Consider the following 20,676-nt stretch of genomic DNA (forward strand, 5'->3'; position numbering starts at 1 on the left):
ATTAACGGAGCAATTAGACGCAATGAGCGACGACAACTCGCAAACTAGCCAGGGTTCTTCTGGCAAAACGTGGCTGGGTCGCATAGCCCAAATGTTGCAAGGGGAACCCCAGAATAGAGAAGAGCTGGTAGAAGTAATTGCCGATGCGCAAGAACGCGACCTTATCGACCCTGAAACCAAAGATATGATTGAAGGGGTGCTAGGTGTATCAGAGCTGAAAGTGCGGGACATCATGATCCCACGCTCGCAAATGGTAACCTTAGAGGTTGATACACCATTAGAAGAGCTATTACCTATGATGGTTGATTCAACACATTCACGTTTTCCCGTGGTATGTGAAGACAAAGACCATGTTGAAGGTATTTTATTAGCAAAAGATTTATTACCACTGATCATCAACAAAGATGAGCAACTGCCTTCTTTACGTGAATATTTGCGTCCTGCAGTTGTAGTGCCTGAAAGTAAACGTGTAGACACGCTGCTTAATGAGTTCCGTCAACAACGTTACCACATGGCGATTGTTATTGATGAGTATGGTGGTGTGTCTGGTCTTGTCACTATCGAAGATATCCTTGAAATCATCGTTGGTGAAATCGAAGACGAGCACGATGAAAGTGAAGACCTACAAGATATTCGCCAAGTTGCAAAGCACGTTTACGCTGTGCAAGCACTGACTGAAGTTGATGACTTTAACGAGTATTTTAAAACTGGTTACAGCACCTCAGATGCTGACACCATAGGTGGTATTGTTTTACATGCATTTGGTCACATGCCAAGTCGTGGTGAAACAATCGAGGTAGAAGGCTTACAATTTAAAGTCACTAACGCAGATAACCGCCGTATCTTACAATTGCAAGTCACCATTCCAAAGGCTGATGATAACGACAGTGAAGAAACTGCTAACTAACCTAAGTCACCTTGCAAAAGATAAAAAAGCCTGGCTCGCACTTGTTGCGGGCCTCTTTTTAACCTTGAGTTACGCACCCTATAACCTATGGTTTATAACTTTTCTTTCCCTTGGTACTCTACTCTACTGCATTAACCCTCTCGCAAACGGTAAATTAGCCGCTAAACAAAGTGCTAAATATGGCTTTTTATTTGGTTTAGGTTGGTTTGGTGCAGGTATAAGCTGGGTGCATGTATCAATAGCGACCTTTGGTGGCATGCCATTAATCGCATCACTTTCGTTAATGGTGCTGCTTTGTGCTTATTTAGCCCTTTATCCTGCATTAGCTACTTGGCTGACAACACGCCTTGCTACAGGCCCATATAGCTTTATATGTTGGTTACTCGCCGCTATCGCAACCACAGAATACTTACGTGGCACATTGCTAACGGGCTTTCCGTGGCTAAGCTTTGGTTACACGCAAACAGACAGCCCACTTAATTTTTTAGCCCCAGTGATTGGTGAGTTTGGCATTACGCTTGTATGTATATTAATTGCGTTTGCTTTATATCGCCTAGCAAATAAAGATGGTAAACCTCTTATCGCCTCTGTAGCCCTATTAGCTGGCTTATATATGATTGCAAGCAGCAGCCAGCTACACTACCAAGATAAAACCATTAAAACTGTACTGGTGCAGGGTAATATTAAACAGCATCTTCGTTTTGAGCCGTCTGAGTTTTGGACGACTATGAGCAAATACCAAGATATGACTCGCCTGCATTGGAATGCTGATTTAATTGTTTGGCCAGAAGCTGCTGTGCCTGAGCTTGAAGCATTATCAACCGAGTATTTAACAGGCCTTGATAGTGCTGCAACGTTTAATGACACCGCGCTTATTACCGGTATCGTTGATTACCAATACGACACGCGTAACATTTTTAATACCTTAATAGTGCTTGGTAAAAAAGAACACGATGACAGTGAAGGCCACTATCAATATTTAGGTAAAAACCGCTACCAAAAGCATCAGTTATTACCCATTGGTGAGTTTGTGCCGTTTCAGGACTTCTTGCGCCCAATTGCGCCACTGTTTGATTTGCCTATGTCCTCCTTTACCCGTGGTGATGAAGTGCAAAACAATTTACGCGCAAATGGCTTAAACATTTTACCGGCTATTTGCTATGAAATTGCCTTTTCTGAGTTGGTTCGTGGTAATTATCGCAGTGACTCCGACATTTTATTCACGGTGAGTAACGATGCATGGTTCGGTGACTCAAATGGCCCGCATCAACACATGCAAATAGCGCGTATGCGCGCCTTAGAGTTACAGCGCCCGCTAATCCGCGTGACGAATAACGGTATTAGCGCCGTTTACGACCCTATCGCTAAATCACAATTAGCTATGCCACAATTTAAAGCGGATGTACTCGAAGCCAATATCACGTTAATTAAAGGCGATAGCATTTATAGTCAATATGGCAATTGGCCAGTATGGGCGGTAGTGATATTACTGAGCGCTGTGGGTGTATTTGTAAGGATTAAGAAATAACAATTAAAAAAGGCTTCATAATGAAGCCTTTTTACATTTAAGATTCTATCTTTATCAACTCTACATCAAATATAAGTAGCGAGCCTGCTGGAATGCTGCCGACGCGTTTACGGCCGTAAGCAAGCTGTGGCGGGATATAAAAGGTAAATTTATCTCCTTCGCTCATGAGTTGTAAGCCTTCGGTCCAGCCTGCAATGACTTGGTTTAAACCAAAGCTAATTGGTGAGTTTCTTACCACTGAACTGTCAAAAACACTGCCATCCATAAGCGTACCGTGATAGTGAACCTTTACTTTACTGGTTGCACTTGGCTTTGTGTCATTACCAGAACTTTGCTCAATTTTGTATTGCAGCCCAGATGCGGTTTCATGAACATCGTCAGCTTTACTATTATTCGCTAAAAAGTCCGCAGCGAGTTTTTCATTTTCAAGGGCTTGAAGCTTCGCTTTTTTACTATTTTTAAAAATTAAAAAGCAAAAAATACCAATGATCAGTAAAAGTATTAAATTAATCATTCTGCGTCCTTCTCATCATCATTGTCGCCATTTACGATATCTGCAATATTGGCAAGCCTTGCTAAGGCTAGCGCGTTAATAGAGCCTTCAGGGTAACCTTCTGCGGTCATTTCACCTGCGTCTTTATCCATTAATAAGCTGAGAGCTTGATCAACCGTTTCAACGGCATAAATATTAAAGCGCCCTTTTTCAACCGCATCGAGTACTTCGTCATCAAGCACTAAATTAACTTGGTTTGATTTAGGAATAATCACCCCTTGCTCACCGGTTAAGCCACGCATTTTACAAAGCTTGAAGAAGCCTTCTATTTTCTCGTTTACACCACCAATTGATTGCACATCACCATGCTGGTTAATTGACCCTGTCAGTGCAATAGATTGGCTAATAGGTAAGTTCGTAATGGCTGATATAAGCGCGCACAGCTCTGCTAATGAGGCGCTATCACCGTCGATGTAGCCATAGCTTTGCTCTATTGCGATATTGGCACTGAGCGTTAGGCTAAATTGCTGAGCATACTTATTACCTAAGTAACCGGTTAATAGCATCACCCCTTTTGAGTGAATGGCTTTACCCAGCTCGGCTTCACGTTCAACGTCAATTACGCCATCTGCACCTGCGTATACAGTGGCTGTTATGCGTGCAGGTGTACCAAATGAGGTATCGCCAATATGCAGCACAGTTAAGCCATTTACTTTGCCCACTGCGTGACCTTCGGTTGCAATTAAAATTTGCCCCTCTTTGATATCACTCAGCATGGTTTCTGAAATTTGCCCTGTGCGGTATTGCTTACCAACAATGGCTTCATCTATGTGATGAGCATCAATCACTGTTTGGCCATCTTGTTTGGCATAAAAACTGGCTTCTGCCACTAACTCTAATACATCAGCAAAACGAGCTGAGAGTTTGTTATGGTGCTCAGCTTGGCGATAACTAAACTTTAGTAATCTTGCCATTGCAGCTTCATTTACGGTGCAATTAAGTGTTTGCTGACAATATTCAGTCACCTTGGTAATGAACTGATATTGCAGTTTATCGCTACTTGGTAAGTAATAATCAAAGTCAGCAAGTACACGGAATAACTCTGCAAACTCTTCGTCATATTCACCAATGGTGTAATAAAGGTCGCGAGAGCCTAGCAGCACTATTTTTACATCAAGAGGAATAAGCTGCGGACGTAACGTAAAGCTACTTCCCACAGAGCTGTCTTGATAGGGTAAGTCGTTTTTGATTTGATGCGTTTTTAGAGAAAGCTTAAGGCCATCCCACACTTGTGGGTTCGCCATGACTTTTTCAGCATCCATAATCAAATAGCCACCATTAGCACGGTGCAGTGCACCTGGCTGAATTGAACGGTAACTGGTGATAAGCGAGCCTTGTGAGGTCGCATATTCAATTTTGCCGAAAATATTGCCAAAGGTCGGGTTTGGCTCATACACCACAGGGGCTGCATCGCCCTCTTTGTATTCGACTAGAATATTTGGCGCAAAGAAGTCTGTGAGCATCCCTTTACGGTCAAAGTCTTCTTTATTTTCGTCGTTTTCATCATCGTCGAGCCATTCAAGTACCGCATCAATGATTTCTTCACGAATATCTTTTAAATAACGCAACACACCGATGTGCGTCGCGTATTTATGTTCAAGGGCTTTAATGAGTGGCTTAGTGGCAAGCTCAGCAGTTGATTTTTTAAGGTTACGTAGTTTTTCAGATGACTCTCGCTTCCAACGAGGAAGCTCAATTAATGCTTCGATTAACGCATCTTCAAGCTTTTCGATAACCTCATAAAATTCGATACGCAGTGGCTCATCAAGGGCTGAAAATTCACTGTCGCTCAGTTGTTTACCATTCACTAAAGGCGCAAATCCCACAACACCATTTTCTTCAATCAGTGCCACACTTTGCTCAAGTGCTGCAATTTCAACAGCAGTAATTGCCGCATCGTAAGTATCGGTAAACTCACGGTCGATTGACTTTTTCTTGCGTTGATAACCTGGGTTATCAAAAGCCGCTGGGAATGTATCGAGTACTTCGTCGATAAATGAATCTATATCGTCAGCTAACTGCTTTGATTGTCGCTTGCATGAATAACGCGATTGGCTCGCGGTGGTCATCATAGTTGTTAACATACAACCACTCATTAGGCGTTGGGCGGTCTTTTGAATGGGCTGTGAGTTTGTCTTTTACTAAGGTGTAACGACCATGAGCCGCTTCACCCATGACATAAACATTGTAACCCGGTAATTCCATTCCAAGTGAAAAGTCAAGGGCACTTTGTGCACGTTGCTGACCAATAAATGGCAACGCTTCTGGATATGGGTTTTGCATACAAGTCGCAACATGACTTGCGGCAATCTCAGGTGCTAACGCAGAAATAGGTAGAGGGATTAGTTTTTTTGTCATTCTAACTTCTTATTTCCCAGTCTTGACTGGGCATTATAGGTAACGCCCAGCACAAGCCAGCGTCACTGATTAAGGTTGTAATGCCTTACGGCGAAAATAAATACCGCCACATTCAGTACAAGGAGTAATTTGCGTAGCATGGTAAACATCGTAACTATGCTGACAATTTTTACATACTAATGTGCCCATGGCTATCCATTCTCCCTCTTGATAAACACCATTATGTTGAAAATCTTGATTTAAGGCTTGCCATTCGAGCTGGGTTTTATCTTCAATGTGCGATAACTCGTACCAAAGCGACTCTTTAAGCTCGAGCCATGCGAGTGAATCATAGTGACTGTCGTTTTCTTTGATGTGGTCGATATCGCGTTGTAGATAGTCACGATACTGATTGAGCTTTTCTTGCCCTAAGTCTTTAAGTGCTTGCTCTGATTCAACAAATTTTTCCATTGCATCTTTTAGCTCATGATCTTTTACATCTTTGAGCCATGCACTTAAATCGCTCAACCAAGATTTATAATCTGCCATCGTTTACTCCTTCAAAAATGATGAAAAATCAACCGTTATTCTAGTTGAGTATAGGTTAACCTGCCCTGAAAATATATTTCCTTGGAAAATTAACAAAAGCGCCTATTTGCCGCTGTGATTAGCATGTATTTTGGGTTATCCTTATCGACAATTTTTTATTAATTTGCAAGAAGTCTGGAATCGTAGATGCAAGAGCAATATAACCCGCAAGACATTGAGTCAAAAGTACAAGCCTATTGGGAAGAAAACCAAGTATTTAAAGTCACTGAAGATGAGAGCAAAGAAAAGTATTACTGCCTATCTATGTTCCCATACCCAAGCGGCCGACTCCACATGGGTCACGTTCGTAACTACACCATTGGTGACGTAGTATCACGCTTCCAACGCTTGCAAGGCAAAAACGTAATGCAACCTATGGGTTGGGATGCGTTTGGTCTACCAGCTGAAAATGCAGCAATCAAAAATAACACAGCACCTGCTAAGTGGACTTACGAAAACATCGATTACATGCGTAACCAGTTAAAGCAACTAGGTTTTGGTTACGACTGGGATCGTGAAATCGCAACATGTCACCCAGAATACTACAAGTGGGAACAATGGTTCTTCACTAAGCTTTACGAAAAAGGCTTAGTTTACAAAAAGATGTCAACAGTTAACTGGGATCCAGTTGACCAAACAGTACTTGCTAACGAGCAAGTAATTGATGGTCGTGGTTGGCGTTCAGGTGCAATTGTTGAGCAAAAAGAAATTCCACAATGGTTCATCAAAATCACTGATTACGCACAAGAGCTATTAGACGATTTAGATAAACTTGACCACTGGCGCTGAGCAAGTTAAAACCATGCAGCGCAACTGGATTGGTCGCTCTGAAGGTTTAGAAATCGAATTTAAGCGTGCTGATAACGAAGACACATTCAGTGTTTATACAACACGCCCAGATACCTTCATGGGTGTGACGTACGTAGCAGTTGCTGCCGGTCACCCAATTGCACAAGAAGCTGCTAAAAACAGCGACGCTGTAGCTATGTTTGTTGATGAGTGTAAAAACACGAAAATCGCTGAAGCAGACATGGCAACCATGGACAAAAAAGGCATTGCAACAGGCTTTTATGCAATTCACCCATTAACAGGTAAGCAAGTACCAATTTGGGTCGCTAACTTCGTATTAATGGATTACGGCTCAGGCGCTGTTATGGCTGTTCCTGCGCACGACCAACGTGACTACGAGTTTGCAACAACGTATGGCCTTGAGATTGCTCAAGTTATCGCACCAGCTGCAGGTTCTGAAGAAACGGTTGATTTAGACAACCAAGCTTACACAGAAAAAGGTGTGTTAGTTAACTCGGGTGAGTTCGATGGTCTTGAGTTTGAAGCAGCGTTTAATGCCGTTGCAGACAAACTAGAAGCGCTGGGTGTAGGTGAGCGTAAAGTTAATTTCCGTCTACGTGACTGGGGTGTTAGCCGTCAGCGTTACTGGGGTTCTCCAATTCCAATGCTTAGCGACGAAAATGGTGATGAGCTTGCAGCAACAGAAGATATGCTACCCGTTCGCTTACCAGAAGACGTAGTAATGAATGGTGTGACTTCACCAATCAAAGCTGATCCTGAGTGGGCTAAAACAAAGGTAAATGGCGCGCCTGCATTCCACGAAACAGATACCTTCGATACCTTCATGGAATCGTCTTGGTACTACGCTCGTTACTGTAGCCCACGTTTTGACGAAGGCATGATCGAGCCAGGCGCTGCCAATTACTGGTTACCAGTAAACCAATACATTGGTGGTATTGAGCATGCAATCTTGCACTTACTTTACTCGCGTTTCTTCCACAAACTATTACGTGACTTTGGTTTAGTAAACTCAGATGAGCCATTTGAGCGCTTATTATGTCAAGGCATGGTACTAGCTGATACTTTCTATCGTAAAGATGAGAAAGGCGGTGATATCTGGATTTCACCAACAGACGTTCAAACTGAAACAGACGACAAAGGTCGTGTTGTTAAAGCGTGGCACAAAGAAGATGGCGAGCCGGTATTTTCTGCGGGCATGAGCAAAATGTCGAAATCGAAAAACAACGGTATCGACCCACAACAAGTTATCGCCCAGTACGGTGCAGATACAGTGCGTTTATTCATGATGTTCACTGCACCACCAGAGCAAACTCTTGAATGGTCTGATTCAGGTGTTGAAGGTGCAATGCGTTTCTTAAAACGTATTTGGAAATACGCTGTTGATGTTGAAACAGTAGGTTATCAAGCGCTTGATAAATCAGCATTAAACAACGACCAAAAAGTTCTTCGTCGTGAACTTCATAAAGCAATTGCAAAAGTGACTGATGACGTTGAACGTCGTCAAACGTTCAACACTGCAATCGCTGCAATCATGGAAATTTCGAACAAGTTACTTAAAGCTCCACTTGCTGATAAACAAGATGTGGCAATTGCTAACGAAGCACTTGAAGCATTACTTATCATGCTTGCGCCTATCACACCGCACATGTGTCACCAGTTATGGCAAGACCTTGGCAAAGAAGGCGATATCTTAGATGCAGCATGGCCAACAGTTGATAAATCAGCACTTGTTGAAGATGAAAAGCTAATCATTGTACAAGTTAACGGTAAGCTACGTGCTAAGTTAACAGTGCCTGCAGATGCAACTAAAGAGCAAGTTGAAGCATTAGCATTTGCTGAAGAAAACGTGACTAAGTTCACTGAAGGCGCGACTATCCGTAAAGTAATTTACGTACCTGGCAAACTACTTAACGTGGTTGCTAACTAAGATGGCAGCGCTTCACGCACTGAAAAACGGACTAGCCCTTGCGCTAGTCTGTTTACTGCTGACAAGTTGTGGCTTTCACTTAAAGAAAGCCTCTAACTTGCCTGACGACTTGAAAGTACTCACCCTTGTTGGTGATGATGAAAAGTCAGCCTTATTCGAATTAGTCGAAAAAGAACTGATTGCGAGTAAAGTTGAGCTTAACCAAGTTGGTAAACACCCTGAGTTAAAGATTCACAAAGACCGCTTAGAGCGTCAAATTTTGTCATTGTTTAATAATGGTCAGGTTGCTGAATATGAACTTGCCTACAGCGTAAGCTATACCCTTAAGCGCCCTGGACAAAAAGCGATTAATCAAAGCTTTGAATTGTATCGTAACTACCAAGACGACCCAGACAATGCCCTTGCCAAAGCAAAAGAGCTTGATTTGCTCTTAGGCGAAATTCGTAAGCAAGCGAGTCGTCGTATTGTTCGTGAGCTATCACAACTGTAATGCGTTGTTATGCAAACCAGCTTCCTAGCCAGTTAAAAAAAGGCCTCGCGCCTTTTTACATGGTGTTTGGTGAAGAGCCTTATCAAATTGCGCAGTGCATCATGCAAATTCGCCAAGCAGCTAAACAGCAAGGCTTTGACGAGGTAATAAAATTTACCTTAATGCCGGGTTTTGATTGGCAAGAAATTGTTGCTCAATACCAAAGTATGTCACTGTTCAGCGCTCGTACCTTAATTGAGTTTGATTTAAACGAGCAAAAACCTGGTACGCAAGGCAGTCAAATCTTTAAGCAGCTTGTTGAGCTTGCTAATCCCGATACTATTTTGGTTTTAAAAGGCGCCAAAGCCAGCCAAGATATTCAACGCAGTGCTTGGTTTAAAGCCCTCGATAAGCAAGGGTTATTTGTTCCTTGTTACCCATTATCAGGTAATCACCTAAACCGTTGGCTAGATGAACAGTGCTACCGTTTAAACTTAAATCTTCATAACAATGCGAAACAAAGCTTAATTGATGCCACTGAAGGAAATTTACTTGCCTGTCATCAAGAGTTAGAAAAGCTATCTTTGCTTTATGGTAGTGAGCTAATTGACCAACAAGCTGTGATGCAAGGGCTACTAAATCAGTCAAAATTTGATATTTTTGATTTGAGTGATGCTTTATTAAATGGCCACGCCGAACAAGCAGTTAAAGTAATGACTAAACTGGCTGCCGATAACACTGAAGCCATGAGTATTTTTTGGGCCATCAATAAAGAAGCAGCTAACTTACTGGCTATGCAACACGGGCGCTTGAATGGTGCCAATATGGCTGATTTATACAAAAAGTATAATATTTGGAAAAACCAACAAGCTGTTGTACAACAGGCCTTAAATCGCTTGAACATCCAAGTACTCGAACAAATTACCAAACAATTAGCTCAGTTTGATGCCGCATATAAACAAGGCAATCTTGTAGCCCCCTACCAAGCATTAATGCAAATATGCTTAGTATTTTGCCAACCTGTGGCGATACCTTTACCTTGCCACCCGGTCTTTGACTAAGAGTAACAATTCATGATTGCTATTTTTGGTGGCACCTTTGATCCAATTCACTTAGGTCATATTAATATGGCCCAGCAGTGTGTTCAGCAGTGCCAACTAGATACCCTTTACTTCATGCCTTGCGCTATTCCTGCCCACAAAGCCAAGCCAGGAATAAGTGATGAGCATCGCATTAATATGCTAAAACTTGCGATTGACGACAATCCGCATTTTGCTATCGATTACCGCGAACTAAACCGAGAAGGTGCGTCTTATTCTTTGCTAAGTTTAGAAGAGCTTCGTGCAGAAAACCCAGCCGAGCCGATTATGTTTTTAATCGGCATGGATTCATTCAATAGCCTAGATAAATGGTTTAAATGGCAAGAAATTGTCAAACTTTGTCATATTGTGGTGTACCAGCGTCCGGGGCAGCACTGCCAAGTATCTGGTGAACTTGCAGCTTATAAAAAGAATGCCGTAACAGAGCAACTTAGCCAGCTACAACAAGCCCCTGCAGGTAAGTTATTCTTTTTAAATGGCTTACAAGTTAATGCCGCCTCAAGCGAAATCAGAAAAAAGCTGCATTTAAATAATGATATAGCGGAACTTTTACCTACCAATGTAAGTCACTATATTGCGCAGCATCATCTTTACCAAACAGATGAATAAATACTGCCTGCGTGATAAAATAACAAATTAAGATTATTTATTTTTGAGAAAACACTTTGGATTCTAAACAACTACTCGCATTTGCCCTTGATAAAGTCGATGATATGAAAGCCCGTGATGTGGTACAGCTTGATGTTCGTGGTAAGTCTGACATTACTGATTACATGTTAGTGTGCTCAGGTAACTCTAAACGCCATGTACAATCTATTGCTGATCATGTTGCTAAAGAAGCACGCCATGCTGGTGAAGAACCTCTCGGTTACGAAGGCCAAAACGAAGGTGAATGGGTGCTTGTAGACCTAGGTGATGTGGTTGTGCATGTAATGCAAGACCAAACTCGCGACTTCTATGATTTAGAGAAACTTTGGGGCTAACCCTTAGCAAGGACATAGGTAACCATTTTGAAAATACAATTGATTGCTGTTGGCACCAAAATGCCAGCATGGGTTGAAACCGGATTCACAGAATATCAACGTCGCTTCCCGCGTGATATGCCTCTTGAACTAATTGAAATCCCCGCAGGTAAACGTGGTAAAAATGCGGATATCAAACGTATTTTACAACTTGAAGGCGAAAAGACCCTAGCTGCGATCCCTAAAGGTAACCGCATTGTAACGCTAGAGGTGACGGGTAAACCAATGGATACCCATCAGCTGGCAAAAAGTATGGAAAAGTGGCAGCTTGATGGTCGCGATGTTAGCTTATTGATTGGTGGACCAGAAGGCTTAGCACCTGAGTGTATTGCAGCGTCTGAGCAAAAGTGGTCATTATCAAACCTGACACTACCGCACCCGCTAGTGCGCATCATTGTTGCAGAAAGCCTATACCGAGGCTGGAGCTTGAATAACAACCACCCTTATCATCGCGAGTAGTAAAGCCAATGCGAAAACACAGACCCACGATTCGAGACCACTCGGCTGAAGCAAACTTGTTTGCTCGCCGAGCATTTGTGGGTTTTGTGTTTGTTACACTGTTAATTGGTGTGTTGTTATCTAACCTATACAACATCCAAGTTATCGAACATCAAGATTATCAAACACGTTCGAACGATAACCGCATCAAAGTTATTCCAATTGCCCCTAACCGTGGGCTTATTTACGACAGAAATGGCGTATTACTGGCTGAAAACAAACCAGTTTATAATTTAGAAGTAATACCCGAGGAAGTTGATAACCTTGAAGAGGCACTGAGCGAAGTTGAAAAAGTTATTAAAATAACTGAGCAACAAAAAGCTGACTTTCTAGATGACATTAAGCACAATCGCCGCTTTAAAAGCCAAGTATTAAAAGCCCGTTTAGACGAAACCGAAGTTGCAAAGTTCTCGGTTAATCAGCATAAGTTTCCTGGCTTTAGTATCGAAGCGCGTTTAGCTCGCTATTACCCTTATGGTGATACCCTTACCCATGCCCTAGGTTATGTTGCCAAACTCAACAAAAAAGAACTCACCAAACTGGAAGCAGAAGACCAAGCAACGAACTACCGTGCAACCCACGACATTGGTAAGCTGGGTATCGAAAAGTATTACGAAGAACTTCTTCATGGTGTGGTTGGTTCGCAGCGCGTTGAAGTGAATAACCGTGGCCGAGTTATCCGCACTTTAAGCCTCACGCCACCTGAGCCTGGTCACGACTTAGTACTCACTCTCGATATAGGCTTACAACAAATTGCTCAACATGCCTTAAAAGACATGCGTGGTGCCATTGTAGTGCTTGATGCTAAAGATGGCGGCGTTTTAGCACTTTACTCCAACCCAAGTTATGACCCGAATTTATTTGTCCATGGTATCAGCAGCACAGATTACAAAAAGTTGTTAAACCCAGACCGACCGCTAATTAACCGAACCACGCAAGGGCGTTATGCACCTGCCTCAACGGTTAAGCCTCATATGTCAATTCTTGCCCTTGAAGAAGGACTGGTAACCGAGCAAACACAAATTTGGGATCCGGGCTTTTTCCAAATTCCTAACGTGGAGCACAAATGGCGTGACTGGAAACGTTGGGTCATGGCCATGTTGATGTTTATCGTGCTATTGAAGAGTCATGCGATACCTATTTTTACGATGTTGCTTACCGTTTAGGGATCACCAAAATCAGTGACTTTATGACGCAGTTTGGCTTTGGCGAACTCTCTGGAATCGATATTCATGAAGAAACATCTGCCATTATGCCATCGCGAGAATGGAAAGAAGCCCGCTTTAGAGAATCATGGTGGCGCGGCGACACCATTTCTGTAGGTATCGGCCAAGGTTATTGGACCGCAACACCAATGCAAATAGCTAATGCAACCAACATCTTAGTGAACCGTGGACTCGATCACCCTCCGCACCTTGTACAAGTCGCTAAAAAAGAAAACGAAGTAACGCAAATTAATAATGATGAAAAGCCACCTGTAGTATTAAAAAATCCACATCATTGGCAAATTGCGCTGGATGCGATGCACAACACCGTACACAAAGTCACAGGTACGGCGCATAAAGCATTTAAAGGGGCGAATTACGACCCAGCAGGTAAAACCGGCACTGCTCAGGTTGTGAGTATTGCTCAGGGTGAGCGTTATGATGCTAAGTCCCTTAAAGAGCGCCAACGTGATAACGCTATCTATGTTGGTTTTGCACCCTATAACGATCCACAAATTGTGGTCTCTGTAGTGGTTGAAAACACTGGTGGTGGTAGTACAGTTGGTGCGCCTATTGCGCGTCAATTAATGGATTACTACTTCTCAGCGAACCCGATTCAAATAGCCCAAAGTGACGCGCCATGATCCCATTAAATAAAAAACGCTCAATTTGGCAGCGCCTACACCTCGATTTACCACTACTTATCGCCCTTATGACGATGATGGTAGCCAGCCTTGCTATTGTATACAGTGCCAGCGGCCAAGACTCTGCAATGATGATACGCCACGCAACACGTATGTTTGGCGCTATCCTAGGTATGTTTATACTCGCGCAGTTTTCGCCTAACACATTAAAGAGTATGGTTATTCCGCTCTACTGCGTGGGGCTTTTAATGCTGGTTGGGGTGTTGTTATTTGGGGTTAGTTCAAAAGGCGCTCAGCGCTGGCTAGACTTAGGAGTAACCCGTTTCCAACCGTCAGAGTTAATGAAAATAGCCGTGCCAATGATGGTTGCACGGTATATCGGGCGTAACCATTTACCGCCAAGAATCATTCATTTAATTATTGGCTTTGCGATTGTAATGGTGCCAACCATTTTAATTAAAGAACAACCCGACTTAGGCACCTCTATTTTGATTGCCAGTTCAGGGATATTTGTATTGTTTTTATCTGGGCTAAGTTGGCGTCTTATTGGCTTTTTATCTGCTACTGTTGGTTTGGCAGCATGACCGTTTTGGCATTACGTGATGCTTGATTATCAAAAACAACGGGTACTGACCTTTTTAGATCCTGAAAGCGATCCGCTTGGCTCGGGTTACCACATCATTCAATCGAAAATTGCGATAGGTTCTGGCGGCATTGAGGGTAAAGGCTGGCTGCAAGGGACACAATCACAACTAGAGTTTTTACCTGAGCGTCATACAGATTTTATCTTTTCTGTATTGAGCGAAGAGTTTGGCCTGTTTGGGGTTTGTTTATTACTTTGTATGTACTTGTTTATTATTGGTCGTGGCTTATATATTGCGGTAAACGCGCAAGATGCGTTTGGTAAACTGCTTGCCGGCGCATTAACACTGACCTTCTTTGTTTATGTATTTGTAAATATTGGCATGGTTTCGGGCTTACTGCCTGTAGTAGGTGTTCCGTTACCTCTAATAAGTTATGGTGGCACCTCAATGGTGACCTTGATGGCCGGATTTGGCATTATCATGTCTATCGCCACCGATAAAAGGATGCTTTTAAAATAATGACACAGCGAGTCAATTACTTACTTATAGCGTTATTTTCTGTGCTGCTAGCAGCATGTAGCTCTTCATCTCAGCAAGGCCGTTATGCTATGGAGCATGATGCAGCCCCGCTTCGAAAACCAACCGAACTTGAAATGCAAGATGCCATAGTCACCCCGGTTGTTAAAAGCGCAAGCGCTAGTCGCCCTTACGAAGTCCGTGGTAAACGCTACACGCCGATGCTCGATGAAACTGGCTATGCAGAAGAAGGCATTGCTTCGTGGTATGGTCGAAAGTTTCACAATTATCACACCTCAAACGGCGAGGTGTACGATATGTTTGCCATGACAGCAGCTCATAAAACACTGCCGCTACCGAGCTTTGCCAGAGTAACAAATTTAGATAACGGAAAATCAGTAATTGTTCGCGTAAACGACCGTGTCCGTTTCATGATGACCGGATTATCGATTTATCTTATTCTGCGGCCTATAAATTAGGTTATTACCGACAAGGTACAGCCCGTGTTAAGGTTGAGGCTGTTACCCTTGCCAATTCTGCCCCTCGTTTAAGCTACATTCAGGTTGCAGCGGGAAGTACTCTTGCTAATGTTGAAGCGCTCGCGTTTCAACTTCGTCAGCAATATCATGTGCCAACAAACATTGTTGAAAAAGATGGAATCTATCGATTACGTCTTGGTCCAATAAAAGATGCCGCAGAAGCACAAGCTGTTTTAGAAAAGCTAAAACAAAACCAATTTCAGAACGCGTTCTTGCTTTACAGTGAGTAAGACCTTTAGAATAGGTCAACGCAACATGTTTAACTTTAACCATTAATGAGTACGATGAAATCTATAAAATATAAAATCTTAAGTGGCGTTTGTGGCCTTGTTTGCACTGCTAGCGTATTTTCTGCAACAGCCCAAATTATCCCTGCCCCACCTCAAGTTAATGCGAAAGGTTATTTCTTGGTTGATTTCACCACAGGTAAAGTGATTGCCGAAGGCGAAGCAGATACAAAATTAGCACCGGCTAGTTTAACCAAAATGATGACCAGTTATGTAATTGGTACTGAAATCAAAGCAGGTAATATTGCACCAACTGATATGGTTACAGTCAGTGAAAAAGCCTGGGCAAAGAATTTCCCTGAATCATCAAAAATGTTTATCGAAGTCGGTAAGCAGATCAGCGTTGATGACTTAAACCACGGTATCATTATTCAATCGGGTAACGATGCCTGTGTAGCAATGGCAGAACACATTGCTGGTAGTGAAAGCGCATTTGCTGATTTAATGAATGCCCACGCTGAAAAACTTGGCATGACTAACAGCCACTTCGTAAATAGCCATGGTTTAGATACTAACGAACACTTCACGACACCACGTGATATGGCAACTTTAGGTGCTGCACTTATTCGCGATGTACCAGATGAGTACGAAGTATACGCGAAAAAATCATTCACTTTTAACGGCATCAAGCAATACAACCGTAACTCATTGTTATGGGATGAAAGCATGAACGTTGACGGTATTAAAACTGGCCATACATCAGAAGCGGGTTATAGCTTAGTAACTTCTGCAACTAAAGATGATATGCGTTTAATCGCGGTAGTAATGGGCACAGAAAGCGAACGTGCTCGTAAAGTTGAAAGCAAAAAACTATTGAACTACGGTTTCCGCTTTTTCGAAACAATCACGCCATATAAAGCAGGCGACAGCTTTGCTGAGCAACGTATTTGGATGGGTAACAAAGAAAACGTATCGTTAGGTATCTTAGAAGACACACCTATTACGATTCCACGTGGTCAGCGTAAAAACTTAAAAGCGAACTTCGAACTTGATAAAACATTAGAAGCACCGCTTGCTAAAGGTACTAAAGTAGGCACGCTATTCTTACAGCTTGAAGGTGAAGAAATTGCACAATATCCACTAGTTACACTAGAAGAAGTGGAAGAAGGCAGCTTCTTTAGCAAGATCTACGATTACCTACGTTTACAAATTCAGTAATCTGGTCATAAAGTTTATAAACGCCTTGCACCGCAAGGCGTTTTTTTTTGTCTGAAAAATGATAGAATGCGCCCCATATCAGTCGCGCTGGGTCGAGTGCGTCGTAATCTAAGTTTGCTTAACGCCAAGAAATGGCAGAGAACACCTCTATTAAGCACACTCACTGTTTGAGGAGTCACCGTCGTGGTTCAACCTGTAAAAAATACTAAGTTTGATGAGTATTTAGATTTCCCTTGCCCATTCACATTTAAAATCATGGGCTTAGCTAACGTAAATCTAACAGATCAGATCCTAGAAAAGCTGCAACCAATTGCACCTGGCGATTATGCGCCAAAGGTAAAACCAAGCAGCAAAGGTAATTACGAATCTGTAACGCTTGTAGCAACGGTTACAAGTAAAGAGCACATCGAAGAAATTTATAACGTGATCAGCAACATCGATGACGTACGTCACATGCTATAAACCGATTACGGAGTAACTCGTGAGCGAAAGAGAATTAATCGTTCGTCAACTAGGTCGTCAGCGTTACATGCCAATTTGGCAAAAAATGCAATCTTTTACCGACACCCGTGATGAGCACACAGCAGATGAAATTTGGCTTGTAGAGCACGAGCCAGTATTTACGCAAGGCCAAGCAGGCAAAGCTGAGCACTTATTAAATACCGGTGATATCGAAGTGATCCAAGTGGATCGTGGTGGTCAAGTTACCTATCACGGACCAGGCCAACAAATGATGTATGTGCTATTCAACTTACGTCGTTTAAACATTGGTGTAAGGGAGCTGGTAACTTGGCTTGAAGAGTGCATTATTGATACGTTAAAAGACTACGACATTGATGCCTACGCGAAAGCGGACGCACCCGGTGTTTACGTTATCGACAGCAAAGTTGCCTCACTAGGCCTTCGCGTTCGCCGCGGTTGCTCTTTCCACGGTTTAGCACTAAATGTAAGTATGGATCTAAGTCCATTCTTACGTATTAATCCATGCGGCTATGCTGGCATGAACATGGTGCAAACAACCGATCTAAACGGTCCGCAAAACCTCGAGCAAGCAGGTGCAGGGCTTGTAAAACACATGATTAAAAAGCTTAATGCTACTGTGGTTAAGCACACTGAAGGGTTTGAAAACGAATGAATAAACCAGTCAAAATGGAACCAGGCGTAAAACTGCGTGATGCAGAAAAAATGGCACTGATCCCAGTTAAAGTTTTACCGACTGAAAAAAACGAAATGTTGCGTAAGCCAGAGTGGCTAAAAATTCGCTTACCAAAATCAACTGAACGTATTGATGGTATTAAACAAGCGATGCGTAAACATGGTTTACACTCAGTGTGTGAAGAGGCTTCGTGCCCTAACCTATCTGAATGCTTCAACCATGGTACTGCGACTTTCATGATCTTAGGTGCTATTTGTACTCGTCGTTGTCCATTCTGTGATGTTGCCCATGGCCGTCCATTAAAGCCAGACGCAGCTGAGCCAGAAAAGCTAGCGCTGACTATTAAAGACATGAAGCTAAGCTATGTTGTAATCACGTCAGTAGACCGTGATGATTTACGTGATGGTGGTGCACAGCACTTTGCTGACTGTATTCGTGAAATTCGTAAGCATAACCCAGAAATCACGATTGAAATTCTAGTACCTGACTTCCGTGGTCGTATGGACAGAGCCCTTGATATCTTAATCGAGACGCCGCCAGATGTATTTAACCACAACCTAGAAACAGCACCGCGTTTATACAAATTAGCGCGTCCAGGTGCTGACTATAAATGGTCACTTGAGTTGTTACGCCGCTTTAAAGAAGCACATCCAGATGTGAAAACTAAATCTGGTTTGATGGTAGGTTTAGGTGAAGAAATTAGCGAAATCGAAGAAGTATTACGTGATTTACGCGAGCATAACGTTGATATGCTAACAGTAGGTCAATACCTACAACCTTCTAAGCACCACTTACCGGTTAAACGCTATGTGCCGCCAGCAGAGTTTGATGCTTTAAAAGATTATGCAGACGAAATTGGCTTTACACATGCAGCCTGTGGTCCATTTGTTCGCTCAAGCTACCATGCTGACCAACAAGCAGCTGGTAAAGAAGTGAAGTAATACTTTTACAACTATTTAAAAGCCCGCATTAAGCGGGCTTTTTTATGTTCCAAAATATCAGCGCCCATAACGCGCTAAGAACATTTTTACAGTTTCGCTTATTACTTTGTTATCGGAGTCGTCTTCTTGGCGCTCAAAGCCATACAGCAACGGATAGAAGATCAGAGACTTTAACTGATACACAAACTGTTTTGCTGCAAACTCAACATCATCAATCGTTAAAACCTGTGCTTTTACACCTGCTTCTAAAAACGCCACCAGATCTTGCATACAGCCCATGTTATTACTGGCTAATGATTTTGCTAAATCAGGCTGCTGTAACATCTGCATGAAAGCGACTTTCGCTACTTTTAAAAACTCTTCAGAGGTCAAAAGTGCCACTTCTTGTTCAGCAATGCGTGTTAACTGCTGTGCAATTGGCACAGCGGCATCAAATACAACCGCTTGCTCTTGGCGGACTTTTTCAAACATAAACACTAGAATTGCTTGAAACAACACATCTTTATTTTCAAAGTGATTGTAGACGGTACGTTTTGAGGCACCTGCTAAGCTTGCAACCTGATCCATACTTGTATGCTCAACGCCCTGCTGAAAAAACAACGTTTCAGCTGCATTCAAAATATCTAATCGTTTTCTCTGTGATAATTTCATGGACCCCTCCGATAAGGGTTACTAGTGTAACGCAAAAATAAAAAATGCACTAGATAGTTTACTTTTATAGCAAACCATGAAAAACTACACCGTGTAGTTTACTTATGGTGACGATATGAAATTTCTAAAATGGCTCGCAATCGCCACTCTATGCATCGTGATAGGAGTGTTTATTATGAATAATCAATTAGCCGCTGATGGCGTGAGTGATAACAGCCACTCTGCGCAATTATCTGATGGCAAGTTCCACAATAGCGCCGAGGTAGAAAGACCCAGCTTTAAGAAAACGCTAGGTATCTTCAAACGCTTTATTACTGAAAAGAAAATTGATGCAGAGCCAACAGGTGAACTGCCTATGCATTCTGTTTCTCATGCACAGCTTGAGCGTTTATCTAATGACACAGTGCATTTTGTAAAATTAGGTCACTCCTCTATTTTAGCGAAAGTGTATGGCGAATACTGGCTATTTGATCCGGTATTTTCAGAGCGCGCTTCGCCTTTTTCATTCATGGATCAAAGCGCTTTCAGCCAACACCTATCAGCATTAAAGAGTTACCAAACATTGCCAAGGTATTTATTTCGCACAACCATTATGATCACTTAGATAAAGCGGCGATTAAACAGCTTGTTGGTAAAACAGATTCTTTTTATGTGCCATTAGGAGTCGAAAACGACCTGAAAAAATGGGGAGTTGATGAACAAAGAGTCCATAGTTTTGATTGGTGGCAAGAGCAAAATATGGCAAATAGCCAAATTGTATTTACACCAACCCAGCACTTTTCTGGCCGAGGTTTAACAGATGGCAATAAAACTCTTTGGGGCTCTTGGGCTATTAAAGTAAATGACAAGCGCTTTTATTTTAGCGGTGACTCTGGTTATTTTGCTGGCTTTAAAGAAATTGGTAATCGCTATGGGCCATTTGATATCACTTTTATTGAAACCGGTGCTTACGACAAAGATTGGGCTGACATTCACATGACACCAGAGCAATCAGTACAAGCTCACCTCGACTTACAAGGTGATGTGATGGTGCCCGTGCATAATGGTACATTCGAATCTTGCCTTTCATGCTTGGTATGACCCACTTAAACGTGTCGCTAAAAAAGCAGGACAGGAGCAAGTGTCACTGAGTACTCCGTTAGTTGGTGAGGTATTTAAAATTCAAGATACCGCCATTGATAAAGCGTGGTGGTAAAATTGACAGGATGAAAGGTGCATTATTACCCTTTCATCCTGAATAATTAGTTATTTGTAGA

Annotated in this window: 14 protein-coding genes and 6 pseudogenes; 16 read left to right on the forward strand and 4 right to left on the reverse strand. The window is 42.4% G+C overall.

Translation table 11 applies throughout. The features are described from left to right. Positions 1–22: 22 nt before the first annotated feature. Positions 23–907 (forward strand): CNNM family magnesium/cobalt transport protein CorC, encoded by an 885-nt coding sequence (gene corC, locus ACRWSG_RS02670; RefSeq protein ID WP_054551660.1) that lies wholly within the window; start codon positions 23–25, stop codon positions 905–907. Next, positions 888–2,435, forward strand: a complete 1,548-nt coding sequence (gene lnt, locus ACRWSG_RS02675) for an apolipoprotein N-acyltransferase (RefSeq protein ID WP_462165548.1) — start codon at positions 888–890, stop codon at positions 2,433–2,435. The genes corC and lnt overlap by 20 nt, the downstream gene beginning before the upstream one ends. Positions 2,436–2,472: 37 nt before the next feature. Here lnt and ACRWSG_RS02680 read toward each other — a convergent pair whose 3' ends face one another. From ACRWSG_RS02680 to ACRWSG_RS02690, 3 genes and pseudogenes are all read right to left on the reverse strand, one after another. Continuing rightward, complete coding sequence (locus ACRWSG_RS02680; protein ID WP_138619637.1) at positions 2,473–2,949, reverse strand: FKBP-type peptidyl-prolyl cis-trans isomerase; 477 nt, start codon at positions 2,947–2,949, stop codon at positions 2,473–2,475. After that, a pseudogene (locus ACRWSG_RS02685) lies at positions 2,946–5,346 on the reverse strand (Lon protease family protein). Before ACRWSG_RS02685 ends, ACRWSG_RS02680 begins: the two are co-directional and overlap by 4 nt. 69 nt (positions 5,347–5,415) lie before the next feature. After that, on the reverse strand, positions 5,416–5,874 hold the full coding sequence (locus ACRWSG_RS02690) for a zinc ribbon-containing protein (RefSeq protein WP_054551664.1): 459 nt from the start codon (positions 5,872–5,874) through the stop codon (positions 5,416–5,418). 186 nt (positions 5,875–6,060) lie between these two features. Here ACRWSG_RS02690 and leuS point away from each other — a divergent pair. From leuS to lipA, 13 genes and pseudogenes are all read left to right on the forward strand, one after another. Beyond that, positions 6,061–8,650 (forward strand): annotated as a pseudogene (leuS, locus tag ACRWSG_RS02695) (leucine--tRNA ligase). A gap of 1 nt (position 8,651) precedes the next feature. Then, complete coding sequence (locus ACRWSG_RS02700) at positions 8,652–9,140, forward strand: LPS-assembly lipoprotein LptE (protein ID WP_462165549.1); 489 nt, start codon at positions 8,652–8,654, stop codon at positions 9,138–9,140. Beyond that, a complete protein-coding gene (gene holA, locus ACRWSG_RS02705; protein ID WP_462165551.1) occupies positions 9,140–10,180 on the forward strand; it encodes a DNA polymerase III subunit delta in 1,041 nt (346 codons plus the stop codon). The genes ACRWSG_RS02700 and holA overlap by 1 nt, the downstream gene beginning before the upstream one ends. Before the next feature lie 12 nt (positions 10,181–10,192). After that, entirely contained in the window at positions 10,193–10,828 is a 636-nt protein-coding gene (gene nadD / locus ACRWSG_RS02710) for a nicotinate-nucleotide adenylyltransferase (protein WP_462165552.1), read from the forward strand. 56 nt (positions 10,829–10,884) lie between these two features. Next, positions 10,885–11,202: a ribosome silencing factor gene (gene rsfS / locus ACRWSG_RS02715; RefSeq protein ID WP_054551669.1), complete on the forward strand. Its 318-nt coding sequence runs from the start codon at positions 10,885–10,887 to the stop codon at positions 11,200–11,202. A gap of 27 nt (positions 11,203–11,229) precedes the next feature. Beyond that, positions 11,230–11,700: a 23S rRNA (pseudouridine(1915)-N(3))-methyltransferase RlmH gene (gene rlmH / locus ACRWSG_RS02720; RefSeq protein ID WP_036967350.1), complete on the forward strand. Its 471-nt coding sequence runs from the start codon at positions 11,230–11,232 to the stop codon at positions 11,698–11,700. A gap of 8 nt (positions 11,701–11,708) precedes the next feature. Then, positions 11,709–13,588 (forward strand): annotated as a pseudogene (mrdA, locus tag ACRWSG_RS02725) (penicillin-binding protein 2). Beyond that, a pseudogene (rodA, locus tag ACRWSG_RS02730) lies at positions 13,585–14,691 on the forward strand (rod shape-determining protein RodA). Before mrdA ends, rodA begins: the two co-directional pseudogenes overlap by 4 nt. Next, a pseudogene (locus ACRWSG_RS02735) lies at positions 14,691–15,457 on the forward strand (septal ring lytic transglycosylase RlpA family protein). The pseudogenes rodA and ACRWSG_RS02735 overlap by 1 nt, the downstream one beginning before the upstream one ends. A 54-nt stretch (positions 15,458–15,511) precedes the next feature. Further along, positions 15,512–16,672, forward strand: a complete 1,161-nt coding sequence (locus ACRWSG_RS02740; RefSeq protein ID WP_054551673.1) for a serine hydrolase — start codon at positions 15,512–15,514, stop codon at positions 16,670–16,672. Between the two features lie 183 nt (positions 16,673–16,855). After that, complete coding sequence (gene ybeD / locus ACRWSG_RS02745; RefSeq protein WP_054551674.1) at positions 16,856–17,134, forward strand: DUF493 family protein YbeD; 279 nt, start codon at positions 16,856–16,858, stop codon at positions 17,132–17,134. Positions 17,135–17,153: 19 nt separating this feature from the next. After that, positions 17,154–17,807, forward strand: coding sequence for a lipoyl(octanoyl) transferase LipB (gene lipB / locus ACRWSG_RS02750; RefSeq protein WP_462165553.1), 654 nt, complete (start codon positions 17,154–17,156; stop codon positions 17,805–17,807). Next, positions 17,804–18,769, forward strand: coding sequence for a lipoyl synthase (gene lipA, locus ACRWSG_RS02755; protein ID WP_054551675.1), 966 nt, complete (start codon positions 17,804–17,806; stop codon positions 18,767–18,769). The genes lipB and lipA overlap by 4 nt, the downstream gene beginning before the upstream one ends. A gap of 57 nt (positions 18,770–18,826) precedes the next feature. Here the strand turns inward: lipA and ACRWSG_RS02760 are convergent, their stop codons facing one another. Then, positions 18,827–19,420 carry a TetR/AcrR family transcriptional regulator gene (locus tag ACRWSG_RS02760; RefSeq protein ID WP_462165555.1) on the reverse strand — a complete coding sequence of 198 codons (594 nt, stop codon included), beginning with the start codon at positions 19,418–19,420 and terminating at the stop codon, positions 18,827–18,829. 175 nt (positions 19,421–19,595) lie between these two features. Between ACRWSG_RS02760 and ACRWSG_RS02765 the strand changes: the two are divergent. After that, positions 19,596–20,615 (forward strand): annotated as a pseudogene (locus ACRWSG_RS02765) (MBL fold metallo-hydrolase). The last annotated feature ends 61 nt before the right edge of the window (positions 20,616–20,676 follow it).

It is taken from the genome of Pseudoalteromonas sp. GB43 (genome assembly GCF_054923805.1).